Genomic DNA, 20,376 nt, shown 5'->3' on the forward strand with positions numbered 1-20,376 from the left:
ACCAGGAGGGGCTCCCCATCACCATCACGTCGAAGGGACGACGGACGATGAAGTTCCATCCCAGACGCACCCTCAGGGCCCTGCTGCTGCCGCTCCTGGCCGGGCTCTCTTTCACCGCCCTGCCCGCCCAGTCCGCGCACGCCGCGAGCACGCTCACCAACGGCGGGTTCGAAGCCAACGGCGCGGGCGCGGCCACGCCCAACGGCTGGTCCGAGTACGGCTCGACCGGTGCCTCGTTCGTCGAGGCCGGTGGCCGCAGCGGGAGCTACCGGCTGAGCCACTGGGCGTCCAGCGCCTACAAGGTGGAGACGTACCAGTACCTGTCCGGGTTGACCAACGGCAACTACAAGCTGACCGCCTGGGTGCGCTCCGGCGGCGGGCAGAAGTCCGCGTACATAGCGCTGAAGAACTGCGGCAGCGCGGAGCAGCGCACGGATCTGCCGGTGTCGACCAGTGGGTGGATCCGGATCGTCGTGCCGATCAATGTGACGAACAACCAGTGCACGATCAGCATCAACAGTGACGCGAACGCGGGCAACTGGATCAATGTTGACGACCTGACCTTCACGTCGGGCACGTCCGGTACGTCGATCAAGGGTGCCGACATCTCGTCCCTCGCCAAGAGCCAGGCGCTCGGCGGCGTCTACCGGACCAGCTCCGGCACGGCCGGTGACCCGCTCGCCATCATGAAGTCCTCCGGCATGAACTACGCGCGCCTGAAGGTCTGGGTCAACCCGGCCGACGGCTACAACAACAAGACGCACGTGCTGGCGATGGCCAAGCGCGTCAAGGCGCAGGGCATGAAGCTGCTGGTGGACTTCCACTACTCGGACACGTGGGCCGACCCGGGCGCCCAGAGCAAGCCGGCGGCGTGGGCGGGCCACTCGTACAGTCAACTCAGGACGGACGTGTACAACCACACGTACGACGTGTTGAACGCATTGAAGGCGCAGGGCACCACCGCCGACATGGTCCAGGTCGGCAATGAGATCAACGGTGGCATGCTGTGGAACGAGGGATCAACCAACAACTGGACGCAGCTCGCCGGGCTGCTCAACAGTGGATACGACGCCAGCAAGGCGGTCAACTCGTCCACCACCGTCGCGCTGCACCTCGCCAAGGGCGGTGACCTGTCCGGCACCCGCTGGTGGTTCGACAGCGCGGTGGCCAACGGGGTGAAGTTCGACGTGATCGGCCTGTCGTACTACGGCTACTGGCACGGCACCCTCCACGACTTCCAAACCACGCTGGACGACGCGGCCGCCCGCTACGGCAAGCCGGTCTTCGTCGCGGAGACGGCCTACCCCTTCCGTCTCGACAGCGAGGACGCGCACGAGAACATCATCGACCTCTCCAGCGAACTCGTCCCCGGCTACGCGGCCTCGACGGCCGGGCAGACCAAGTGGATGAAGGACATCGCGAGCATCGTGGAGGCCGTCCCGAACGGCCGTGGCCTCGGCGTCTTCTACTGGGAGGCGACCTGGACCGCGGTCACCGGCAACGGCTGGGACCCGACCGACGCCTCCTCCGGCAACGGCTGGGAGAACCAGGCCCTGTTCGGCTACGACGACAGGGCGCTGCCTGCGATGGCGTGGTTCAGCCACCGCTGAGGGGGATGCGACGGGGATCGCGGCGAGGGTTCGGCGGGCCTGAGGTGAGGACCCCGCCGCGTTGATCCCAGGCGGAGCGCAGGACCCGGGGCCCGGCCGTGAGAGTGCGCATCTCCGCGGCCGGGTCCTCGCGGTTCCGCGACATTGCGTCGAAGGCCCGTTCGATCCCGGTCAAGTCCGGCGGTGTGCCGGGCGGGACGGCTTGCCCGGCGCCACAGTGGGCAAGCCGCACGTAGAGGGCCCGGAACCAAGGGGGACGTGATGCTGAGGACTCCCGCCAACGACACCCGCCTGCGCATCCTGGAATGGCTGAAGGATCCGGTCGCCCACTTCCCACGCCGGCGGCACGCCGACCTCGTGACGGACGGGGTCTGTGCCGACGCCGTCGCCGCGAAACTCGGCGTCCGCCGCGCCGTGGCCCGCACCCACCTCACCCTCCTCGCCGACCTCGGCATGCTGCGCGCCAAGCGCGTCCGGCGCCGCACCTACTACCGCCGCGACGAAGTCCGGATCGCCGAGGTGGCCTGGCTGTTCGAGAAGGACTGGTAGGTGAGCCCGGGCCACGGGTACCCACCCGAGGACCACGCCCCCGACCGCGAAGGGCAGCCGCCCATGCCCAGCCCCGCTCCTGTCGTGCCGCTCCGCTACGTCGACATCGGCGCGCGCGGCCCCGAGGACGTCGTCGCCGACGCCGACGGCCGCGTCCTGACCGGGGTCGAGGACGGCCGCATCCTGCGCCTGGACGGCCTGGCCGACCCGACGGCGACCCGGGTCGAGACCCTCGCCGAGACCGGCGGCCGCCCGCTCGGCCTCGAACTCCTCCCCGGCGACGCCCTGTTGGTCTGCGACGCCGAACGCGGACTGCTGCGCGCCGACCTCACCGACGGCACCGTACGCGTCCTCGCCGACTCGGTGGCGGGGGAGCCGCTGCGGTTCTGCAGCAACGCGGTCGCCCTGCCGGACGGCAGCGTCTGCTTCACCGTCTCCAGCCGCCGCTATCCGCTCAAGCGCTGGATCGGCGAGGTGGTCGAACAGACGGGCACAGGTCAACTCCTGCGCCTGGAGCCCGGCAGCGACCGGCCCGAAGTGCTGCTGGACTCCCTGCAGTTCGCGAACGGCCTCACCGTGAGCCGGGACGGGTCGTTCCTGGTCGTCGCCGAGACCAGCGCGTGCCGCCTCACCCGCTACTGGCTCACCGGCCCGCGCGCCGGGCAGCACGAACCGTTGGTGGAGCATCTGCCGGGCATGCCCGACAACATCTGGCGCGCCGACCCGGACGGCCCCTTCTGGGTCGCGCTGGCCGGCCCCCGTGTGCCCGCCCTGGACCTGCTGCACCGCGCACCCGACGCCGTACGCCGCGCCGCGGCCCGGACAGCCGTACACGTCCCCGTCTGCCCTCCGGCCGCGGCCGGTGTACTGGCGGTGGACGACGACGGAGACGTCGTCCACCACCTCACCCACCGCCGCTCCGGCTTCCGCATGATCACCAGCGTCTGCCAGGTGGGCGACCTGCTGATCCTGGGCAGCATCCAGGAGCGCGGCGTCGCGGTGTGCGCGGCACCGGCCCCGAAGTGACGGCGGCGCGGCCCCCGGGTCTGACGCACCCCGCCGAGGGCGCGTCCCGGCGTGTCCCGTCAGTGGCCTGCCTCGCGCAGCGGCTCTCCCACGCTCCTGAGGTGGCGCAGCGCCTCTCGGTGCGAGGCGATCAGCCCGGTCCGGTGGTACGGGATGCCCAGCTCCGCGCAGTACCGCTCGGTGATGACCTGGGCCCTGCCGAGCGCCGGTGTCGGCATGCTGGGGAAGAGATGGTGCTCGATCTGGTAGTTGAGCCCGCCCATGAAGACGTCGATGAGCGCGCTGCCCCTGACGTTGCGCGAGGTGAGGACCTGGCGCCGCAGGAAGTCCAGTCGCACCCCCTCCTCGATCATCGGCATCCCCTTGTGGTTGGGGGCGAACACCGAGCCGAGATAGATCCCGAACAGGCCCTGGTGGACGGCGATGCAGGCGAGCGCCTTGGCGGGGGAGAGGACGGTGAACAGGGCGCCGAAGTACGCGACGAAATGGACGACGAGCAGCGTCCCCTCCAGCACCGGTCGTTTCATCGACGGGTGCTTCAGCGCCTTGAAGCTGCTGAAGCTCAGATTCAGGCCTTCCAACGTGAGCAGCGGAAAGAAGAGCGCGGCCTGGTGCTTTCCGATGAAACGAGGCAGCCCCTTTGCCCCGCGTGCCTGTCGCCGTGACCACACCAGAATGTCGGGGGAGACGTCCGGATCCTTTCCCTCGTGATTCGGATTCGCGTGATGCCGGGTGTGTTTGTTCATCCACCAGCCGTAGCTCATGCCCAGCAGCAGATTGGCGACCAGCAGACCACCGGCCTCGCTGGGGCGACGGCGGGAGAAGACCTGCCGGTGGGCGAGGTCGTGGGCCGCCAGCCCGAGCTGGCCGAAGACCACGGCCAGGAAAGCGGCGACGATCAGCTGGCGCCAGCTGTCCCCCAGCGCGAGAAACGCCCCGATGCCCCCGGCGAGAGCGAGGGCGACCGCCCCGAAACGCACGGTGTAGTACAACGGTCGGCGCCGCAGAAGCCCGGCTTCGGTTATGCGGCGCGACAGTTCGGAAAAGTCGCTTCCCCTTTGTTGTTCGCGTAGTTCTTCGCGCGTGGACGAGTTCCCCGGGAGCACCGTTGGATTGACCATGCGCTTCAGTATGTGAACGATTTTCCGGCAGCAGAATGACGTCTGCCCCCCAAGCAGGGTGCGGGTGGCCCCACCGCCGAAACGGGGGGTCCGCCGGTTTGCGGTGCCCTCTGGCCCGCTTGACACCGCCCCCCGGCCACCCGGAGTATCACCCCGTGAACCTGTCAGACAGCCAGACAGGTGGGCCGGGCCCGCGGCGCGTCAGCGCCATGGAAGCGGTGCTCTCCCACCTTCGCGGCGCCATCGAGCGCGGCGAGTACGCGATCGGCGACAAGCTGCCCTCCGAGGCGGAGCTCTGCCGCACGCTGGAGGTCTCCCGGCCCGTGCTGCGGGAGGCCCTGCGCGCCCTGCAGACGATGGGGCTGACCGTGGCCAAGACCGGCAAGGGCACCTTCGTCATCGCCAGCAGCGTCGAGGACCCCACCTTCGGCGACTACTCGGCCAGCGACCTGCTGGAAGTGCGCCGCCATGTCGAGATCCCGGTCGCCGGGTACGCGGCGCTGCGCCGCACCCCGGAGAACCTCGACCACCTCGCCCACCTGCTGGCCCGCATGGAGCGGGAGACGGACACCACCGCGTGGGTCGCGATGGACACCCTCTTCCACCTGTCCGTGGCCGAGGCCGCGCAGAACCCGGTGTTCCGCCGGGTCATCGAGGAGATCCGGGACGCGCTGGCCCGCCAGTCGGCGTTCCTGAACGAACTGGGCGGACGGCGCGAGCAGTCCAACCGGGAGCACCGGGCGATCGTCGAGGCGCTGATCGACGGTTCCGAGCACGACGCGATCGAGGCCATGTCCCACCACCTCGACCGGGTCGAGACCACCCTCACCGACATCGTGCGCCCCGCGCGCACGGACACCCCCACGGAAGGCGGACCCGAGGCGTGAGCGAGCAGTCCCTGCACGACGAGGTGCAGCCCGGGCGCGACGCTGTGCAGAAACGTTCCGGCCATGTCGACGCCGGAGACGAGGGCTACAGCAAGTCCCTGAAGTCCCGGCACGTCAACATGATCGCCATCGGCGGCGCCATCGGCACCGGCCTCTTCCTGGGCGCCGGCGGCCGCCTCGCCGACGCGGGCCCCTCCCTCTTCATCGCCTACGCGGTCTGCGGCGTCTTCGCCTTCCTCGTCGTGCGCGCCCTCGGCGAACTCGTCCTGTACCGGCCGTCCTCCGGGGCCTTCGTGTCGTACGCCCGCGAGTTCCTCGGTGAGAAGGGCGCCTACACCGCGGGCTGGATGTACTTCCTCAACTGGGCCACCACCGGCATCGCCGACATCACAGCGGTGGCCACCTACACCCACTACTGGGGCATGTTCTCCGACATCCCGCAGTGGGTGATCGCATTGATCGCATTGACTGTGGTCCTCGCAGTCAACCTGATCTCGGTCAAGATCTTCGGTGAGCTGGAATTCTGGTTCGCCATCGTCAAGGTCGGCGCGCTCGTCCTCTTCATGTTGATCGGCATCTTCCTGCTGGTCACGCAGCACCCGGTCGACGGCCACACCCCCGGCCCGTCCCTGATCACCGACAACGGCGGCGTCTTCCCCAGCGGCCTGCTGCCCATGCTGCTCATCATCCAGGGCGTCGTCTTCGCCTACGCATCCGTCGAGCTGGTCGGCGTCGCCGCCGGTGAGACCGAGAACCCCGAGAAGATCATGCCGAAGGCGATCAACTCGATCATGTGGCGGGTGGGCCTGTTCTACGTCGGCTCGGTCCTGCTGCTGTCGATGCTGCTGCCCTGGACCTCGTACAAGGCGGGGGAGAGCCCCTTCGTCACCGTGCTGTCCAACATCGGCGTCCCGGCGGCCGGCGGCATCATGAACCTCGTCGTGCTGACCGCGGCGATGTCCTCGCTCAACTCCGGTCTCTACTCCACCGGCCGCATCCTGCGCTCCATGGCCGTCGCGGGCTCCGCCCCGAAGTTCACCGCCCGGATGAGCCGCAGCCAGGTTCCGTACGGCGGTATCCTGCTCACCAGCGGCATCTGCGTCCTCGGTGTCGGCCTCAACTTCGTCGTTCCCGCGGAGGCGTTCGAGATCGTGCTGAACTTCGCCGCGATCGGCATCCTCGCCACCTGGGGCATGATCATGATCTGCCACCTGCGGTTCTGGCAGCGGACCCAGCGCGGTGACCTCACCCGCCCCGGCTACCGGCTGCCGGGCTCCCCGTGGACCGAGGTCGTGACGCTGGCGTTCCTCGCCTCCGTCCTGGTCCTCATGTACGCCGACGGCGGCGCCGGACGCACCACCGTGCTGTGTCTGCCGCTGATCGCCGGGGCCCTGGTCGCGGGCTGGTACGCCATCCGCGGCCGACTCACCCCCAACCCCACCAACGCCGGATCCGGCGCGTGACCCGCGCACCGGTCCACCCCGACCCCTCAGTGAACCAAGCAGTGATGCACACCAGCTCCGTCGCGGACGCACCCCTCGTCCGTGAGCCCCTCCACGCCCCCGTCGCCCACCTCATACGCGCCGGGATCGTCGAGGGCATCCACTACGGCTCCGTCATCGTCCTCGACGCGGACGGCGAGGTCGCCTTCCAGATCGGCGACGTCGAGGCGGCGTTCTATCCGCGCTCGGCGCTGAAGCCCGTCCAGGCCGTGGCCATGGTGCGCGCCGGGCTGCCGCTCGACGGCGAGCTGCTCTCCCTCGCCGCCGCCAGCCACTCCGGCGAGGAACGCCACCTCGCAGGCACCCGCCGCATCCTCGACATGGCGGGACTCGCCGAGAGCGACCTGCGCAACGTTCCCGACCTGCCGTTCGACCCGGTCGTCCGGGACGCCTGGGTGCGGGAGGGCCGGATGCCCTCCCGCCTCGCCCAGAACTGCTCCGGCAAGCACGCCGCCATGCTGTACACGGCCCAGCTCAACGGCTGGTCCCTCGACGACTACCCCGACCCGGCGCACCCCCTCCAGCTGGCCATCGCCGAGATCGTCGAGGACCTCACCGGGCAGCGCGTCGCCCAGGTGACCGTCGACGGCTGCGGCGCGCCCCTGTTCTCCGTCTCCCTGCACGGCCTCGCCCGCGCCGCCGCCCGGATCGTCACCGCCGAGCCCGGCACTCCCGAGGCGCGTGTCGCCGCCGCGATGCGCGAGCACGCCGAGATGGCCTCCGGCTCCGGTCGGGACGTGGCCGCGCTGATGCGGGCCGTGCCGGGGCTGCTCGCCAAGGACGGGTTCGAGGGCGTTCAGGTGGCCGCGCTGCCCGACGGCCGGGCGATCGCCGTGAAGATCGCCGACGGGGCGAGCCGGGCCCGCGTCCCGGTCGCCGCCGCCGCACTGGCCCGCGCCGGGGTCGACCCGGCGCTGCTCACCGAGTTCGCGGGCGAGCCGTTGCTCGGCGGAGGACAGCCGGTGGGGTGTGTGCGGGCAGTCCGGGCGCTGGACCCGGTTCCTCGGGCGTCTTCCGTGTAGCGCGGAGCCGATGGCCGGTTCAAAAGGGGGACTGCGGGCCGTCGTCGGTCTTCCGGTCGTTTGTGGCTGGTCGCGCCCGCGCGGCGACAGCCGCATATCGACAACGCCCCGCGCCCCTGGGAACCTCACCCTCACCTCAGAAAGAAGAACCCGTTGATGACCGCCGCCACCCGCCGCGAGCACGATCTGCTCGGGGACCGCGACGTCCCCGCCGACGCGTACTGGGGTGTTCACACCCTGCGCGCCACGGAGAACTTCCCCATCACCGGCACGCCGATCTCCGCCTACCCGCACCTGATCGACGCCCTGGCCGCCGTCAAGGAGGCCGCCGCCCTCGCCAACGAGGAACTCGGCCTGCTGGAGCCGCGCAAGGCCGCCGCGATCGCCGCCGCCTGCCGGGAGATCCGCACCGGCAGGCTGCACGACCAGTTCGTCGTGGACGTCATCCAGGGCGGCGCCGGCACCTCGACCAACATGAACGCCAACGAGGTCGTCGCCAACCGGGCGCTGGAACTGCTCGGCCACGCCAAGGGCGCGTACGCATATCTGCACCCCAACGAGGACGTCAACCTCGGCCAGTCAACCAATGACGTCTACCCGACCGCCGTCAAGATATCGACGGTCTTCGCGGTCCGTGGACTGCTCAAGGCGATGGCTGTACTGCAGGACGCCTTCGCCCGCAAGGCCGTCGAGTTCCGCGATGTGCTCAAGATGGGCCGTACACAGTTGCAGGACGCGGTACCGATGACGCTCGGTCAGGAATTCTCCGCCTATGCCGTCATGATGGACGAGGACCGCAGCCGTCTTGCCGAGGCCGCCGAGCTGATCCATGAGATCAACCTGGGCGCCACCGCCATCGGCACCGGCCTGAACGCCCCCGCCGGGTACGCCGAAGCCGCCCGCCGCCACCTCGCCGCCATCACCGGCCTGCCGCTGGTCACCGCGGTGAACCTGGTAGAGGCAACCCAGGACTGCGGCGCGTTCGTCCAGATGTCCGGCGTCCTCAAGCGCATCGCCGTGAAGCTCTCCAAGAGCTGCAACGACCTGCGTCTGCTGTCCTCCGGGCCGCGCGCGGGCCTCGGCGAGATCAACCTGCCGCCGGTCCAGGCCGGTTCGTCCATCATGCCGGGCAAGGTCAACCCGGTGATCCCCGAGGTCGTCAACCAGGTCGCCTTCGAGGTGATCGGCAACGACGTCACCATCACCATGGCCGCCGAGGCCGGACAGCTCCAGCTCAACGCCTTCGAGCCGATCATCCTGCACTCCCTGTCCGAGAGCATCACGCACCTGCGCGCCGCCTGCCTCACCCTCGCCGAGCGCTGCGTCACCGGCATCACCGCCAACACCGAAGTGCTGCGCGCGAGCGTGGAGAACTCCATCGGCCTGGTCACCGCCCTCAACCCGCACATCGGGTACACCGCCGCCACCGACATCGCCAAGGAGGCCCTCGTCACCGGCCGGGGCGTCGCCGAACTCGTCCTGGAGAAGGGCCTGCTGCCCGCCGAGACCCTCGCCGCGCTGTTGAAGCCGGAGGTCCTCGCGGGCAGCGGCTCACCCGTCGTCTGACCCGCGGACGCGCGCCAGGACCGGACGGGAGGCACACTGGTGATCATGACGTCGTCGCTGAGCTTCCAACCGATCCTGGAGCGCATCGCGGAGGAGATCGAGCACACCCCCGGCCGTGGCCGCCCCGCCGACTACATCCCGGCGCTGGCCGCCTGCGACCCGCGCCGCTTCGGCATGGCCGTCGCGGAACTGGACGGCACGGTGTACGGCGTGGGGGAGTGGCGCGAGCCGTTCTCCGCGCAGTCCGTCACCAAGGTCTTCACCCTCGCCCTCGACCTGGCCCGCGAGGGCGACGAACTCTGGGAGCACGTCGGCCGCGAGCCCTCCGGCAACCCGTTCAACTCCCTGGTGCAGCTGGAGTACGAGAACGGCATTCCACGCAATCCGTTCATCAACGCCGGTGCGCTGGTCGTCACCGACCGCCTTCAGACCCGTACCGGCGACGCCGCGGGCACCCTGCTTCAGTTCCTGCGCGACGAGAGCGGCAACCCCGACCTGGACTTCGACGCCGAGGTCGCCGCGTCCGAAGCCGCGCACGGCGACCGCAACGCCGCACTGGCCCACTTCATGGCCTCCTACGGCAACATCGACAACCCGGTGCCGTTGCTGCTCGACCAGTACTTCCGGCAGTGCTCGGTCCGCGCCTCCTGCGCCGACCTCGCCCTGGCCGGCGCCTTCCTGGCCCGGCACGGGGTGCGTGCCGACGGTTCGCGGCTGCTGAGCCGCAGCCAGGCCAAGCAGGTCAACGCGGTGATGCTGACCTGCGGCACGTATGACGCGGCCGGTGACTTCGCCTACCGGGTGGGCCTGCCCGGCAAGAGCGGGGTGGGTGGAGGAATCGTCGCCGTGGTGCCGGGCCGCTGCACGTTGTGCGTGTGGAGCCCGGGGCTCGACGAACGCGGCAACTCGGTGGCGGGGGTCGCTGCCCTGGACCGTTTCACGACGCTCACCGGGCTGTCGGTGTTCTGATCACACGGAGGTCATGCGCAGGCTAACCACCGGTGGGCGGCGCGTCGCCTTCCGGCCACCCGGCGTTGACACCCTGACCGAGTGTTGGCCATGGCTTCCTCCGTCGATCTCCGCCGCTGCCAGTTGCTCGGTCTGGCCGGTACCGCCATTCTCGCGTTGGGTGGTGAGACGGCCGGAGCCCTCCCGGTCCGCGAGTTGCTGTCGCCGTCCTCGGCGGGCGCCGCGCTCGGACTCGTCGGCGTCTACTTCGGTGTCGTGCTGCTGATAGCGGCCTGGGCGCTGCTCGGCAGCCTGCTGCGCGGCCCCGAACCACCCACGCCCCGCTCCCTGTTGCTGGTCCTCGCCGTCTGGGCGGCCCCGCTGCTGCTGGCCCCGCCCCTGTTCAGCCGCGACGTCTACAGCTATCTCGCCCAGGGCGCCATGGTCGACGCCCAGATCGACGTGTACACGCACGGCCCGTCCCGGCTCGGCGGCCCGCTCGCCGAGGAGGTGGCCCCGGTGTGGCAGCACACCGCCGCCCCGTACGGCCCGGTGTTCCTCGCCGCCGCCTCCGCGCTGTCCGGCCTGACCCGGGGCGAACTCCCCGCCGGCCTGATGGGCATGCGCCTCCTGGCACTGCTGGGCGTGGCCCTGATGGCGGCCGCGCTGCCCCGCCTCGCCCGGCACAGCGGCGCCGACCCGGCCGCCGCCCTGTGGCTCGGTGCCCTCAACCCGCTGGTGCTGCTGCACCTGGTGGCGGGCGCGCACAACGACGCCATGATGCTCGGCCTGCTCGGCGTCGGCCTGGTCGCGGCGCTCGGCCGCCGGCCGGTCCTCGGCGCCGTCCTCGTCACCCTCGCCGCGCTGGTCAAGGCGCCCGCCGCGCTCGGCCTCGCCGCGATCGTCGTCCTCCAGATGCGCGCGGGCCGCGGCGCCGTACGGGCGGTGCTGACGACCGCCGCCGCGTCGGCCGCCACGACGGCGGCCGCCACCGCCGTCGCCGGGACCGGATACGGGTGGATCGCCGCCCTCAACACCCCCGTCTCACCGCACAACTGGGCGCTCACCAGCCTGCTCGGCCGGGCCACCGGCGCCCTGCTGGAGCGGCTCGGCAGCGACCTCGCACCGCTCGCCGTCCCCGTCTGGCACACGATCGGCCTGGTGATCACCGCCGTCGTACTGTTCGTCATATGGGTGCGGCTGCGCCCGCGCCCGGTGTACGCCCTGGGCCTCAGCCTCGCGGCGGTGGCCGCCTTCGGCCCGGCCATCCGGCCCTGGTACGCGCTGTGGGGGCTGTTCCTGATCGCCGCCGCCGCGCCCGACACCTCGGTACGGCACCGGGTCGCGGCGGTCACCTGTGTGCTCGCGCTCGGCGTCCTGCCCAGCGGCGGCCCGGCCGACCTCGGGCAACTGATGCTGGCCGTGTCCGGCGGCGTACTCGCCGTGGTCGTGCTGTGGCAGGCCCACCAGGCCGCGCAGGCCCCGGTCCTGGGGCGTACGGCATGAAGGCCCCCCGCACCGACCGCGGGCGGCTGCTGCTCGTGCTGGTCCTCGCCGCCGCCGTGACCGTCTTCACCGCGACCGTGCCGCTCCTGCGCGACTGGTTCGACCTGCGCGTCTACCACGGCACCATCCACAGCTGGATCCACGACGGCGGCCGGATCTACGACTACCGGGTGCCGGGCACGATGTACGGCTTCACCTACCCGCCGTTCGCCGCCGTCGCCATGCTGCCCATGGCCCTGGTCGGGATGGGCACCGCGATCGTGATCGCGCTGCTGCTGAACCTGGCGGCCCTGGCCGTGTCGCTGCGCGTGCTGACCGGGCGGGCCTGGCGCCGCCACGGCTGGTACGGCTGCGCCCTGGCCGCCTGCGCCCTCGCGCTGTACGAACCGCTGCGCGACACCTTCAGCTTCGGGCAGGTCAACGTCCTGCTGCTGGCCCTGGTCCTGGTCGACGCCTGGCTGCTCGCCACCGGGCGGGGCCGCTGGGCCGGTATCGGCATCGGCCTCGCGGCGGCCATCAAGCTCACGCCCGCCCTCTTCATCGGCCTGCTGCTGCTCGCCCGGCGCCGGCGGGCCGCCGCAGTGGCGACGGGCGTGGCCGCCGGGGCGACGGGGCTCGCGGCCGTGGTGACACCGGAGGCGTCGCGTTTCTACTGGACACACGCCATGTGGGACACCACCCGTGTGGGACGGCTGGACTACGTCTCCAACCAGTCCCTGCAGGGCATCCTGGCCCGGCTGGACATCGAGAGCCGCGCGCTCTGGGCGGTCACCGTGCTGCTGGTGCTGGGCGTGTGGGCGTGGCGCGCCCGCAGGGCCGCGGCGGCCGGTGACTGGTACGCCGCCTTCGCGCTCACCGGCCTGACCGCCTGTCTGGTCAGCCCGATCACCTGGGTGCACCACCTCGTCTGGCTCCTGCCGTCCTTCGTGGTGCTGCTCCGGGCCGGTCAGCCGCGGATCGCGGCCGCGCTGTACGCGGTGCTGTGCACCAGCGTGGTGTGGCTCTGGTTCGACGACGCGTCCGGCGTCGACGGATTCCTCGGCAGCAACGCGTACGCCTGGATCACCCTCGGGCTGCTGCTGGGGTTGCCGGTCGGTCAGCCCTCGATGTGGAAGGCCTTGAGCCGCAGGACCAGCGCGACGGCCGCCGCGCCCAGACAGGCGGCGACGGCGATCGCCGCCGCCTCCGGCCAGCCGGGCTCGGCCTCCGGCGTGGCCGCTGCGGTCACCGGCACGGGCACGGTCTCGGGACCCGGGCGGGGCGTGCTGCGCAGGGCCTCCAGTGAGCCGACCGGGTCGACCCGGTCGGCCGCGCCGAAGCCCCAGTCGAGCAACGACCGGGCCTCCTCGTAGACGTCGAAGGGGCCGCCCGACTGCGGGTTCATCACCGACACGACCAGGGTGCGCCCGTCGCGTCGGGCCGCGGCGATGAGCGTGTGCCCGGCGTTGCTGGTGTAGCCGTTCTTGATGCCGATCAGGCCCGGGTAGCGCGCCACGCCGTCGTCGCCGGTGAGCAGCCGGTTGGTGTTGCGGATGTCGTACTCCCAGCCACCGCCTCCGGGGAACTTGGCCTCCAGGGTGGCGCAGTACCGGGCGAAGTCCGCGTTGCGCAGCCCCTCCCGGCCGAAGAGGGCCAGGTCGTACGCGGACGACACCTGGCCCTCCGCGTCGTATCCGTCGGGCGACCGGACCCGCGTGTCGCGGGCGCCCAGGGCATGGGCCTTGGCCTCCATCTGCCGGGCCGTGACGAGCCAGCCGCCGTTGAGCCGGGCCAGTACGCGCACGGCGTCGTTGCCCGAGCTGAGGAAGGCCCCGCGCCACAGGTCGTCGACGCGGTACGAGTGCCCTTCGCTGACGCCGACCAGGCTGCTGCCCTCACCGACCTCCGACAACTCGCCGTACGTGACCCTGTGCCGGATGCCGCCGGGCAGCTTGGGCAGCACAGTGAGGGCGAACAGAGCCTTGATGGTGCTGGCGGGGGGCAGTTTGCGGTGCGCGTCGTGCGCGGCGAGCACCTCGCCGGTACGGGCGTCGGCCACCAGCCACGACAGGGCGGAGACGTCCGGGACCTCCGGCGCGCCGGGGCGCGGCCGCACCTGCGTGCCGGAGCGGTACAGCACGGCCGGTACGGGTGCCGTTCCGCGTGATCCGCCCGGTGTTCCGGGGTCGGCCCCGGTCGGGGCGGCCGTCGCGGCGGGCGCGAACGTGAGGGCACCAGCCAGGCAGAGGCCACAGGTCGACACGGCAGCCCGAGAAGCGAATCCGATCGTCATATGATCAACCTAGGAATGGACTCGCCTCGAACCACGCTGGCCGGGCCGAGCGGGTCCCGCGTGCACCCGGATGCCACACGTGGACCCGGCGTGTCGCGTTCTCACGCGCCGGGACGAGGGGGCTGCCTAGCCGGCCGGCAGCGTTGGCTGGATCCGGCGCAGGAACGTGGCGTTGTCGGGGGTCTGCCGCATCCGCTCCAGCAGCGTCTCCAGACGGGCCTCGCCGTCCCTGGTCCGCAGCGCCCGCCGCAGTCCCCGTACAGCGGTCAACTCGGCCGGGGCGAGGAGCAGTTCCTCGCGGCGGGTGCCGGAGCCGGTGATGTCGACGGCCGGGAAGACCCGGTGGGAGGCGAGTTCGCGGCTCAGCCGGAGTTCCATGTTGCCGGTGCTCTTGAGCTCCTCGAAGAAGAAGTCGTCGGCCCGGGAGCCGGTCTCGACCAGGGCGGTGGCCAGGACGGTCAGGGAGCCGCCCTCCTCGGCCAGCCGCGCGGCCCCGAAGAACCGCTTGGGTCCGTGCAGCGCGGCCGCGTCCACACCGCCGGAGAGAGTACGGCCGCCGGAGGCCGCCGCGTTGTTGTGCGCCCGGCACAGCCGGGTCAGCGAGTCGAGCAGGATCACCACGTCCTCACCGGCCTCGACGAGCCGCTTGGCCCGCTCGATCACCAGCTCGGCGAGCGCGATGTGCTGCTGGGGCGTCCGGTCGAAGGTCGAGGCGTACACCTCGCCCCGCACCGAGCGCCGCATGTCGGTGACCTCCTCGGGCCGCTCGTCGAGCAGCACGACCATCAACCGGCACTCGGGGTGGTTCCCGGCGACGGCGGCCGCGATCTGCTGGATCAGGACGGTCTTGCCGGTCTTGGGCGGGGCCACGATCAGCCCGCGCTGCCCCTTGCCGATGGGGGAGATCAGGTCGGCGACGCGTCCGGCGAGACCCGCCGCCGGGTGTTCGAGGCGGAGTCGCTCGCGGGGGTGGAGGGGCGTGAGGTCGCGGAAGTGGCGGCGGCCCCGGAGCTGCCCGGGCGCGTGGCCGTCCACGCGCTCGACCTCCGTCAGGGCGCGCTGGGGACCACGTACGGCTTCGACGAGGTCTCCCTCGCGCAGCCCGTACCGGCGGATCAGGGCGGCCGGGAGCTGGGGATCGGCGGGCGAGGGCAGACAGTCCAGGCTTCGCAGATGTCCCTTGCCGCCCGCGTCGATGTCGAGGACACCGGTGGCGACCTGGGAGGCCGGGGCCGAGTGCTGATGGGGAGGGCGTTCGAGTGTGATGGTCATGGTGGTCGGTCCTTTCGAAGGACTCGGCGGCCTGCCGCGCAGGCGAGCGGGAGGAAGGGAAGGGATGGGGGAAGAGCCGCGGACGAGGCGTACGTATGTGCCTCCGGGCGGCGGGAACAGCACCTCGGCGACGGCCTGACGGCCCGTGGAGGAGGTGGTGCTGGGAAGCCGCTGCACCGGCCAGGAGAAACGGCGGGTGTCTCGCAGGCTGAGGAAGGAACTGGCACCGGCGCCACAACGGGGCGTACACAAGTGCTCGTCGCACTCTACCGCCTCGCACGCGACTTCCGCTGTGACGTACGTCTCACCTGCTGACCCGGCGAAGTGTCGGCGCCCGGCCGCCGCCGGGCTGGTCTTCGTCCACTCCGGCGTGACCGGGCTGCTGATCCCTGCCACGCCGCGCCTGCCGTCCGGGCGGGACTGAGGGGTCCTTGCACTATGCCCGCCCGGGTCGCGCGGCCTGGCACCGCACCTCGCCGCGTTGCCGAAACGCCCAGGTAGCGGAGCTACCTGGGCGCTCCGGCGCCTTGCGATGCACGGCACCAGGCCACGCGACCTGATCGGACGCTCATAGTGCAAGGACCTCTAAGCTGAAGTCGATGTTCAGCCCCCAAGGTCCCAGCCTGCGTGAACTCGCCGTCCAGGCGTTGTCGTCGGTCGAGCGTGGCTACGACCTGCTCGCTCCCAAGTTCGATCACACCCCCTTCCGCACGCCGGACTCGGTGCTCGACGCCGTCGCCTCGGCGCTGCGGCGGATCGGGCCGTTCGAGGACGGGCTCGACCTGTGCTGCGGTACCGGCGCGGGCGTCGGCGTACTGCGGCAGGTGTGCGAGCGCAGCGTCACGGGAGTCGACTTCAGCGCGGGCATGCTCGCGGTCGCGCGGGAGCGTGTCCCGTCGGGCCTGCCTCGGGTGTCGTGGGTGCGTGCGGACGCCAGGGCCCTGCCGTTCCGCCCCGCGTTCGACGTGACGGTGAGCTTCGGGGCGTTCGGGCACTTCCTGCCGCGGGAGCTGCCGGGACTGTTCGCCCAGGTGCACTCCGTGCTGCGGCCCGGCGGGTGCTTCGTGTTCCCCGTCGTGGCCCCGCCTCGGACGGGCTCCCTGATGTACTGCATGCTGCTGGGCTTCGACCTGGTGATGCGGGTGCGCAACGCCGTGTGGCGGCCGCCGTTCGTCATGTACTACCGGGCCGTGCGGTTCGGGGATGTCCTCCGAGAGCTGGAAGGCGCCGGGTTCCGGGTGGATCTGCACCCGCTGCCCGAGTTCGGGCGGCGGGACGGGAGCCCGCGGGTGCGGATGGTCGTGGCCCGGCGCCTCCGGTAGGGGCTCAGCTCCGGATGAAGTCGAGCAGATCGGCGTTGAAGGAGGCATGCGCCGCGCTCCGCGCCCGGGGCCGGGCGGACCCGCACCTCGCTGCGACCCGCGGGAGCGGCGGCGGGCCCTGCCCGGCCCAGGACCCGGTCAGACCGCCGCCGGGAGCGTGAACTCGTAGACCAGCGCGTCCCCTTGGGCGTCCACGACGAGGTCGGTGACCTCCAGTGGCCGCTCGTACTGGTCGTGCACCAGGCGGGTCACCCGGACCGAGGGGGTGTCGGGGAGGCGGGTGATGGCGTCGCGGTGGTGCAGGGTCAGCCCTGCCCTGCGCATCCAGTCGTAGGCGCGGCGCAGCTGGGCCGCGGCGGTGCCGTCGGCCCGGTCGCGGTAGCGGCCCAGCTCCTCGACCTCGGACAGGGCCACGGCCGAGAAGGAGGTGACGGCCCTGCGCAGGCCGCGGCCGTCGGCGGAGGCGGACTCGTAGCGGTGCATCAGGGTCGGCCGGTGCGGGGCGAGCCCGAGGGCCGCCGCGTGCTCGGGCGGGGGCGTCTCCCAGGTGACGGTGGCCCGGTCGACGGCACGCGGGTCGGCGGCGCGCCGGGCACCGACCGGGAAGGCCGACGAGGTGAGGTGCTCGACCGGCGGGCCGGGCAGCGTGGCGTGACTGCCGCGCCGGTCGGTGGCGACCAGGCCGTCCCGGCGCAGCACCTCCAGCGCCTGCCGTACGGTCTCCCTGCTGACCCCGAAGTGCTCGGCCAACTGCCGCTCGCCCGGCAGCCGTTCGCCGGGCGGGATCGCGCCGTCGCGTAGTTCGCCGAGCAGTTCCGTCGCGATCCGCCAGTACAGGGGCCGTTCGTCGGTGTGCGGGCGGTCGTGCGGGGTGGTGCGGGCCATGCCGCGCCCTCCTGTTGGTGACGTGCGGTAGCCGTGCGGGCTCATTGCGCCACCAGATCTAGCATTGGTCTAAACCAGCACGGAAGGCCACTCCGGCGGTTCGGCCGAAACAGACTGGGCGGGAACTCGCCCGAGGAGGGCGCGCAGGGTTGTCACAGGGCGCCGTACAGGGCGTTCACCAGCGCCATCTTCCGTGGATCGTCGGCGATGTGCGGCCCCATGCGGTTCATCACATACCCGAGCGACACGCCCGCCTCCGGGTCGGCGAGCCCGCAGGACCCGCCGAACCCGTCGTGCCCGAAGGCCCGGGGGTTGCGCCCGTACGAGCCGTGCGGCCCGCTGAGCCACAGGCCGAGGCAGGCCTCCGTCTCCCTGTCGAGCCCGGCGCCCAGCACCAGGTCCCGGCCACTGCCCTGGCCCTCCCGCACCCGCTCGGCCGCCTCGGCGGAGAGGACCCGTCGGCCGCCGTACGATCCCCGGCCCGCGAGGATCCCGTACAGGGCCGCCACCGCCCGCGCGGTGCCGTGGCCGCTCGCGGCGGGGATCTCGGCGGCCCGCCACTCCGGCGTGTTGGCCTCGGCCGCGCCCACTGCGGGGTTGGTCAGCGCGGCGAGCGCGGCCGGCGCCAACTGGCTGAAGATCGCCGTCTGTTCGGAGCGGGGCGCGGTCCGCCGGTGCGTCAGCTCCGCTGCCCGCCCGGCGTCCTTCTCCGGCAGCCCTATGGTGAAGTCGATGCCGAGCGGCCCGGTCACCTCCCGCGCCAGGAACGCGCCGGGCAGCAGCCCCGAGACCCGCCGGACGACCTCCCCGACCAGATGGCCGTACGTCAGCGCGTGGTACCCCGACCGCGTCCCCGGCTCCCACCAGGGCTCCGTCGCGGCGAGCCGACGGGTTGTCAGCTCCCAGTCGCACAGGTCGGCGAACGAGTGCGGTTCGCGCAGGCCGGACAGGCCGGCCCGGTGGGAGAGCAGATGCCGTACGAGGACCTTCTCCTTGCCCGCCGCGGCGAACTCCGGCCAGTACGTGGCCACCGGCGCGTCGAGGTCCAGCAGGCCCCGGTCGGCGAGGACGTGCGCGCACAGCGCCACCGGGCCCTTGGACGTCGACCACACGTTGACCAGAGTGTCGCGCTCCCAGGCCCGGGTGCGGGCCGGGTCGGCCCAGCCGCCCCACAGGTCGACCACGGTCACGCCGTCCACCATGACCGTGACGGCCGCGCCCAGCTCCTCCCGCTCCCGGAAGTTCTCCTCGAACGCCGCACGCACCGCCGTGAAGCGGGCGTCGCAGTGGCCGTGGATCTGTGGCTCGCGCTCGGACATGCACCCTCCGTCGTCCGTAGGAAGCCCGGCCCGCGACCTTGCGGACCGGGGCTCCCTGAACGTACCGACTGGTCGGACAGCGCGGAAGGTCAGCCGAAGAACAGCGACCCCGTCGGCTCCCGGTGGCCGTCGGCGGTGTGCCAGTAGTCCCGTGTCTCGACCGCCAGTCCGTCGGCGTCGAACCGGACGAAGACGCATCCGGCCAGGGTGACGGGCTCGCCGCCCTCCTCGGACAGCACCCGGAACTCGGCGACCGCCATCCCCTCCTGGCCCACGACCGGGGCCGAGAAGCGCACGTCGGTCACCCGCTCGTCGGCGAACGACCGGCGCAGATACGCGGCGAGTGCCGCGCGCCCGCGGTGCGGCTCGCGGAACGGCATGGAGCGGTGGACGCACTCCTCGGCGTACAGCGCGAGCAGCGCGTCCACGTCGTGCGTGGCCCAGCCCCGCTCCCACACGCGGACGAACCGCTCGGCGGCCTCCCGTGCCTCCATGACAGACCTTTCAGCGGACTGTTCAGGCGTACGAGCGCAGCCAGCGCATCCTGGCGGCCTCCTGGAACGGGCCGCCGCCCTCGTGGTCGTTGAAGTCGTACACCTCGATCGCCTTCTCCTCGTGCGCCCAGGCGTTGAACGCGGCGAAGACGGTGGACGGCGGGCACGTCTGGTCCTCCAGTGCCGCCGAGAACAGGGCGGGGGCACCGCCACGGGCGGCGAAGTGCACGCCGTCGAAGTAGGACAGCGTACGCAGCACGTCTTCGCTGCGGCCGCGGTGCGTCTTGAGGTAGAGGCCGATCTCCCGGTACGGGTGTCGGTCCGTCAGCGTCGCCGCGCGCGGGTAGTCGCACAGGAACGGCACGTCGGGCGCGACCGCCACCAGGTCCGGGACCAGACCGCCGACGGCGATGGCGATGCCGCCGCCCTGGCTGGCGCCGAGCGCGACGGTGCGGGCCGGGTCGGTGAGCGGATGCGAGCGGGCGGCCTCGACGGCGCGGACCGCGTCCGTGAACACCCGGCGGTAGTAGTAGTTCTCGGGCGCGTCGATGCCGCGGGTCATGAAGCCCGGGTACGCCGGAGCGCCGCCGACCGGGTCAGGGGTGCCGCCACCGGCGCCCCAGGCGCTGCCCTGACCGCGGGTGTCCATCACGAAGTGCGCGCGGCCCGTGGAGGCCCACAGCAGATGCTCGAGGGGCAGCCCGCGCCCGCCCCCGTACCCGACGAACTCGACGACCAGCGGCAGCGGTTCCTCGGCGGCGGCGGGCAGCGTCAGCCAGCCCTTCACCGGGTGACCGCCGAACCCGGCGAACGTCACGTCGAACACCTGTACGGTGGTCAGTCCGGTGTCGACCGGCTCGAACCGGGCGTCCAGGTCGTACTCGCGGGCCTCCTGGAGCGTCTTGGACCAGAAGGCGTCGAAGTCCTCGGGTGCGGCGGAGGAGCTGTGGTACTCGCGGAGCTCGTCGAGGGGGAGGTCGAACAGGGCCATGTAGGACCGCCTTCAGCGCAGACGACATTGGTGATCACACCGTACGCGGGTGGTCGGACCACTCGCCAGATACCCGGGTCCTGC

17 protein-coding genes and 1 pseudogene are annotated in these 20,376 nt (G+C 71.8%); 11 read left to right on the forward strand and 7 right to left on the reverse strand.

The window, feature by feature from the left end; translation table 11 throughout:
• Window positions 1–47: 47 nt before the first annotated feature.
• The 3 genes from KWI83_RS20290 to KWI83_RS20300 all read left to right on the forward strand — a co-directional run bounded on the left by KWI83_RS20290 (window position 48) and on the right by KWI83_RS20300 (window position 3,185).
• Window positions 48–1,610, forward strand: a complete 1,563-nt coding sequence (locus KWI83_RS20290; protein WP_218515776.1) for an arabinogalactan endo-1,4-beta-galactosidase — start codon at window positions 48–50, stop codon at window positions 1,608–1,610.
• A 261-nt stretch (window positions 1,611–1,871) separates the two neighbouring features.
• Window positions 1,872–2,159: a helix-turn-helix domain-containing protein gene (locus tag KWI83_RS20295; protein WP_218515777.1), complete on the forward strand. Its 288-nt coding sequence runs from the start codon at window positions 1,872–1,874 to the stop codon at window positions 2,157–2,159.
• A 63-nt stretch (window positions 2,160–2,222) separates the two neighbouring features.
• Entirely contained in the window at window positions 2,223–3,185 is a 963-nt protein-coding gene (locus tag KWI83_RS20300) for an SMP-30/gluconolactonase/LRE family protein (RefSeq protein WP_218515842.1), read from the forward strand.
• Window positions 3,186–3,244: 59 nt separating this feature from the next.
• Here the strand turns inward: KWI83_RS20300 and KWI83_RS20305 are convergent, their stop codons facing one another.
• Entirely contained in the window at window positions 3,245–4,306 is a 1,062-nt protein-coding gene (locus KWI83_RS20305; RefSeq protein ID WP_218515778.1) for an acyl-CoA desaturase, read from the reverse strand.
• Window positions 4,307–4,515: 209 nt separating this feature from the next.
• Between KWI83_RS20305 and KWI83_RS20310 the strand changes: the two genes are divergently transcribed.
• From KWI83_RS20310 to KWI83_RS38825, 7 genes are all read left to right on the forward strand, one after another.
• Entirely contained in the window at window positions 4,516–5,193 is a 678-nt protein-coding gene (locus tag KWI83_RS20310; RefSeq protein ID WP_218515843.1) for a FadR/GntR family transcriptional regulator, read from the forward strand.
• Window positions 5,190–6,656, forward strand: coding sequence for an amino acid permease (locus KWI83_RS20315; protein ID WP_218515779.1), 1,467 nt, complete (start codon window positions 5,190–5,192; stop codon window positions 6,654–6,656). Before KWI83_RS20310 ends, KWI83_RS20315 begins: the two co-directional genes overlap by 4 nt.
• A 44-nt stretch (window positions 6,657–6,700) precedes the next feature.
• Complete coding sequence (locus KWI83_RS20320) at window positions 6,701–7,717, forward strand: asparaginase (protein WP_218515780.1); 1,017 nt, start codon at window positions 6,701–6,703, stop codon at window positions 7,715–7,717.
• Between the two features lie 156 nt (window positions 7,718–7,873).
• Window positions 7,874–9,283 carry an aspartate ammonia-lyase gene (aspA, locus tag KWI83_RS20325; protein WP_218515781.1) on the forward strand — a complete coding sequence of 470 codons (1,410 nt, stop codon included), beginning with the start codon at window positions 7,874–7,876 and terminating at the stop codon, window positions 9,281–9,283.
• A 36-nt stretch (window positions 9,284–9,319) separates the two neighbouring features.
• Complete coding sequence (locus KWI83_RS20330; protein WP_218515844.1) at window positions 9,320–10,252, forward strand: glutaminase; 933 nt, start codon at window positions 9,320–9,322, stop codon at window positions 10,250–10,252.
• 90 nt (window positions 10,253–10,342) lie between these two features.
• Entirely contained in the window at window positions 10,343–11,737 is a 1,395-nt protein-coding gene (gene mptB / locus KWI83_RS20335; RefSeq protein ID WP_218515782.1) for a polyprenol phosphomannose-dependent alpha 1,6 mannosyltransferase MptB, read from the forward strand.
• Window positions 11,734–13,089, forward strand: a complete 1,356-nt coding sequence (locus KWI83_RS38825; protein ID WP_256362546.1) for a glycosyltransferase family 87 protein — start codon at window positions 11,734–11,736, stop codon at window positions 13,087–13,089. Before mptB ends, KWI83_RS38825 begins: the two co-directional genes overlap by 4 nt.
• Window positions 13,090–13,172: 83 nt before the next feature.
• Here the strand turns inward: KWI83_RS38825 and KWI83_RS20340 are convergent.
• Window positions 13,173–14,009: pseudogene (locus KWI83_RS20340) on the reverse strand (D-alanyl-D-alanine carboxypeptidase family protein); the annotation flags it as partial.
• A 126-nt stretch (window positions 14,010–14,135) separates the two neighbouring features.
• Complete coding sequence (rho, locus tag KWI83_RS20345; RefSeq protein ID WP_218515784.1) at window positions 14,136–15,281, reverse strand: transcription termination factor Rho; 1,146 nt, start codon at window positions 15,279–15,281, stop codon at window positions 14,136–14,138.
• A gap of 599 nt (window positions 15,282–15,880) precedes the next feature.
• On the opposite strand from rho, the gene KWI83_RS20350 reads away from it, so the two are divergent.
• Entirely contained in the window at window positions 15,881–16,603 is a 723-nt protein-coding gene (locus tag KWI83_RS20350; protein ID WP_218515785.1) for a class I SAM-dependent methyltransferase, read from the forward strand.
• Window positions 16,604–16,741: 138 nt separating this feature from the next.
• Here KWI83_RS20350 and KWI83_RS20355 read toward each other — a convergent pair whose 3' ends face one another.
• The 4 genes from KWI83_RS20355 to KWI83_RS20370 all read right to left on the reverse strand — a co-directional run bounded on the left by KWI83_RS20355 (window position 16,742) and on the right by KWI83_RS20370 (window position 20,292).
• Complete coding sequence (locus KWI83_RS20355) at window positions 16,742–17,488, reverse strand: GntR family transcriptional regulator (protein WP_218515786.1); 747 nt, start codon at window positions 17,486–17,488, stop codon at window positions 16,742–16,744.
• Window positions 17,489–17,640: 152 nt separating this feature from the next.
• On the reverse strand, window positions 17,641–18,807 hold the full coding sequence (locus tag KWI83_RS20360; protein ID WP_218515787.1) for a serine hydrolase: 1,167 nt from the start codon (window positions 18,805–18,807) through the stop codon (window positions 17,641–17,643).
• An 89-nt stretch (window positions 18,808–18,896) separates the two neighbouring features.
• Window positions 18,897–19,301 (reverse strand): nuclear transport factor 2 family protein, encoded by a 405-nt coding sequence (locus KWI83_RS20365; RefSeq protein WP_218515788.1) that lies wholly within the window; start codon window positions 19,299–19,301, stop codon window positions 18,897–18,899.
• Window positions 19,302–19,323: 22 nt separating this feature from the next.
• The gene (locus KWI83_RS20370) at window positions 19,324–20,292 is read right to left on the reverse strand and encodes an acetylxylan esterase (protein WP_218515789.1); all 969 of its coding nucleotides are present in this window, start codon (window positions 20,290–20,292) and stop codon (window positions 19,324–19,326) included.
• Window positions 20,293–20,376 lie beyond the last annotated feature (84 nt).

It is taken from the genome of Streptomyces sp. TRM70350, from assembly GCF_019219825.1.
GTDB lineage: Bacteria > Actinomycetota > Actinomycetes > Streptomycetales > Streptomycetaceae > Streptomyces.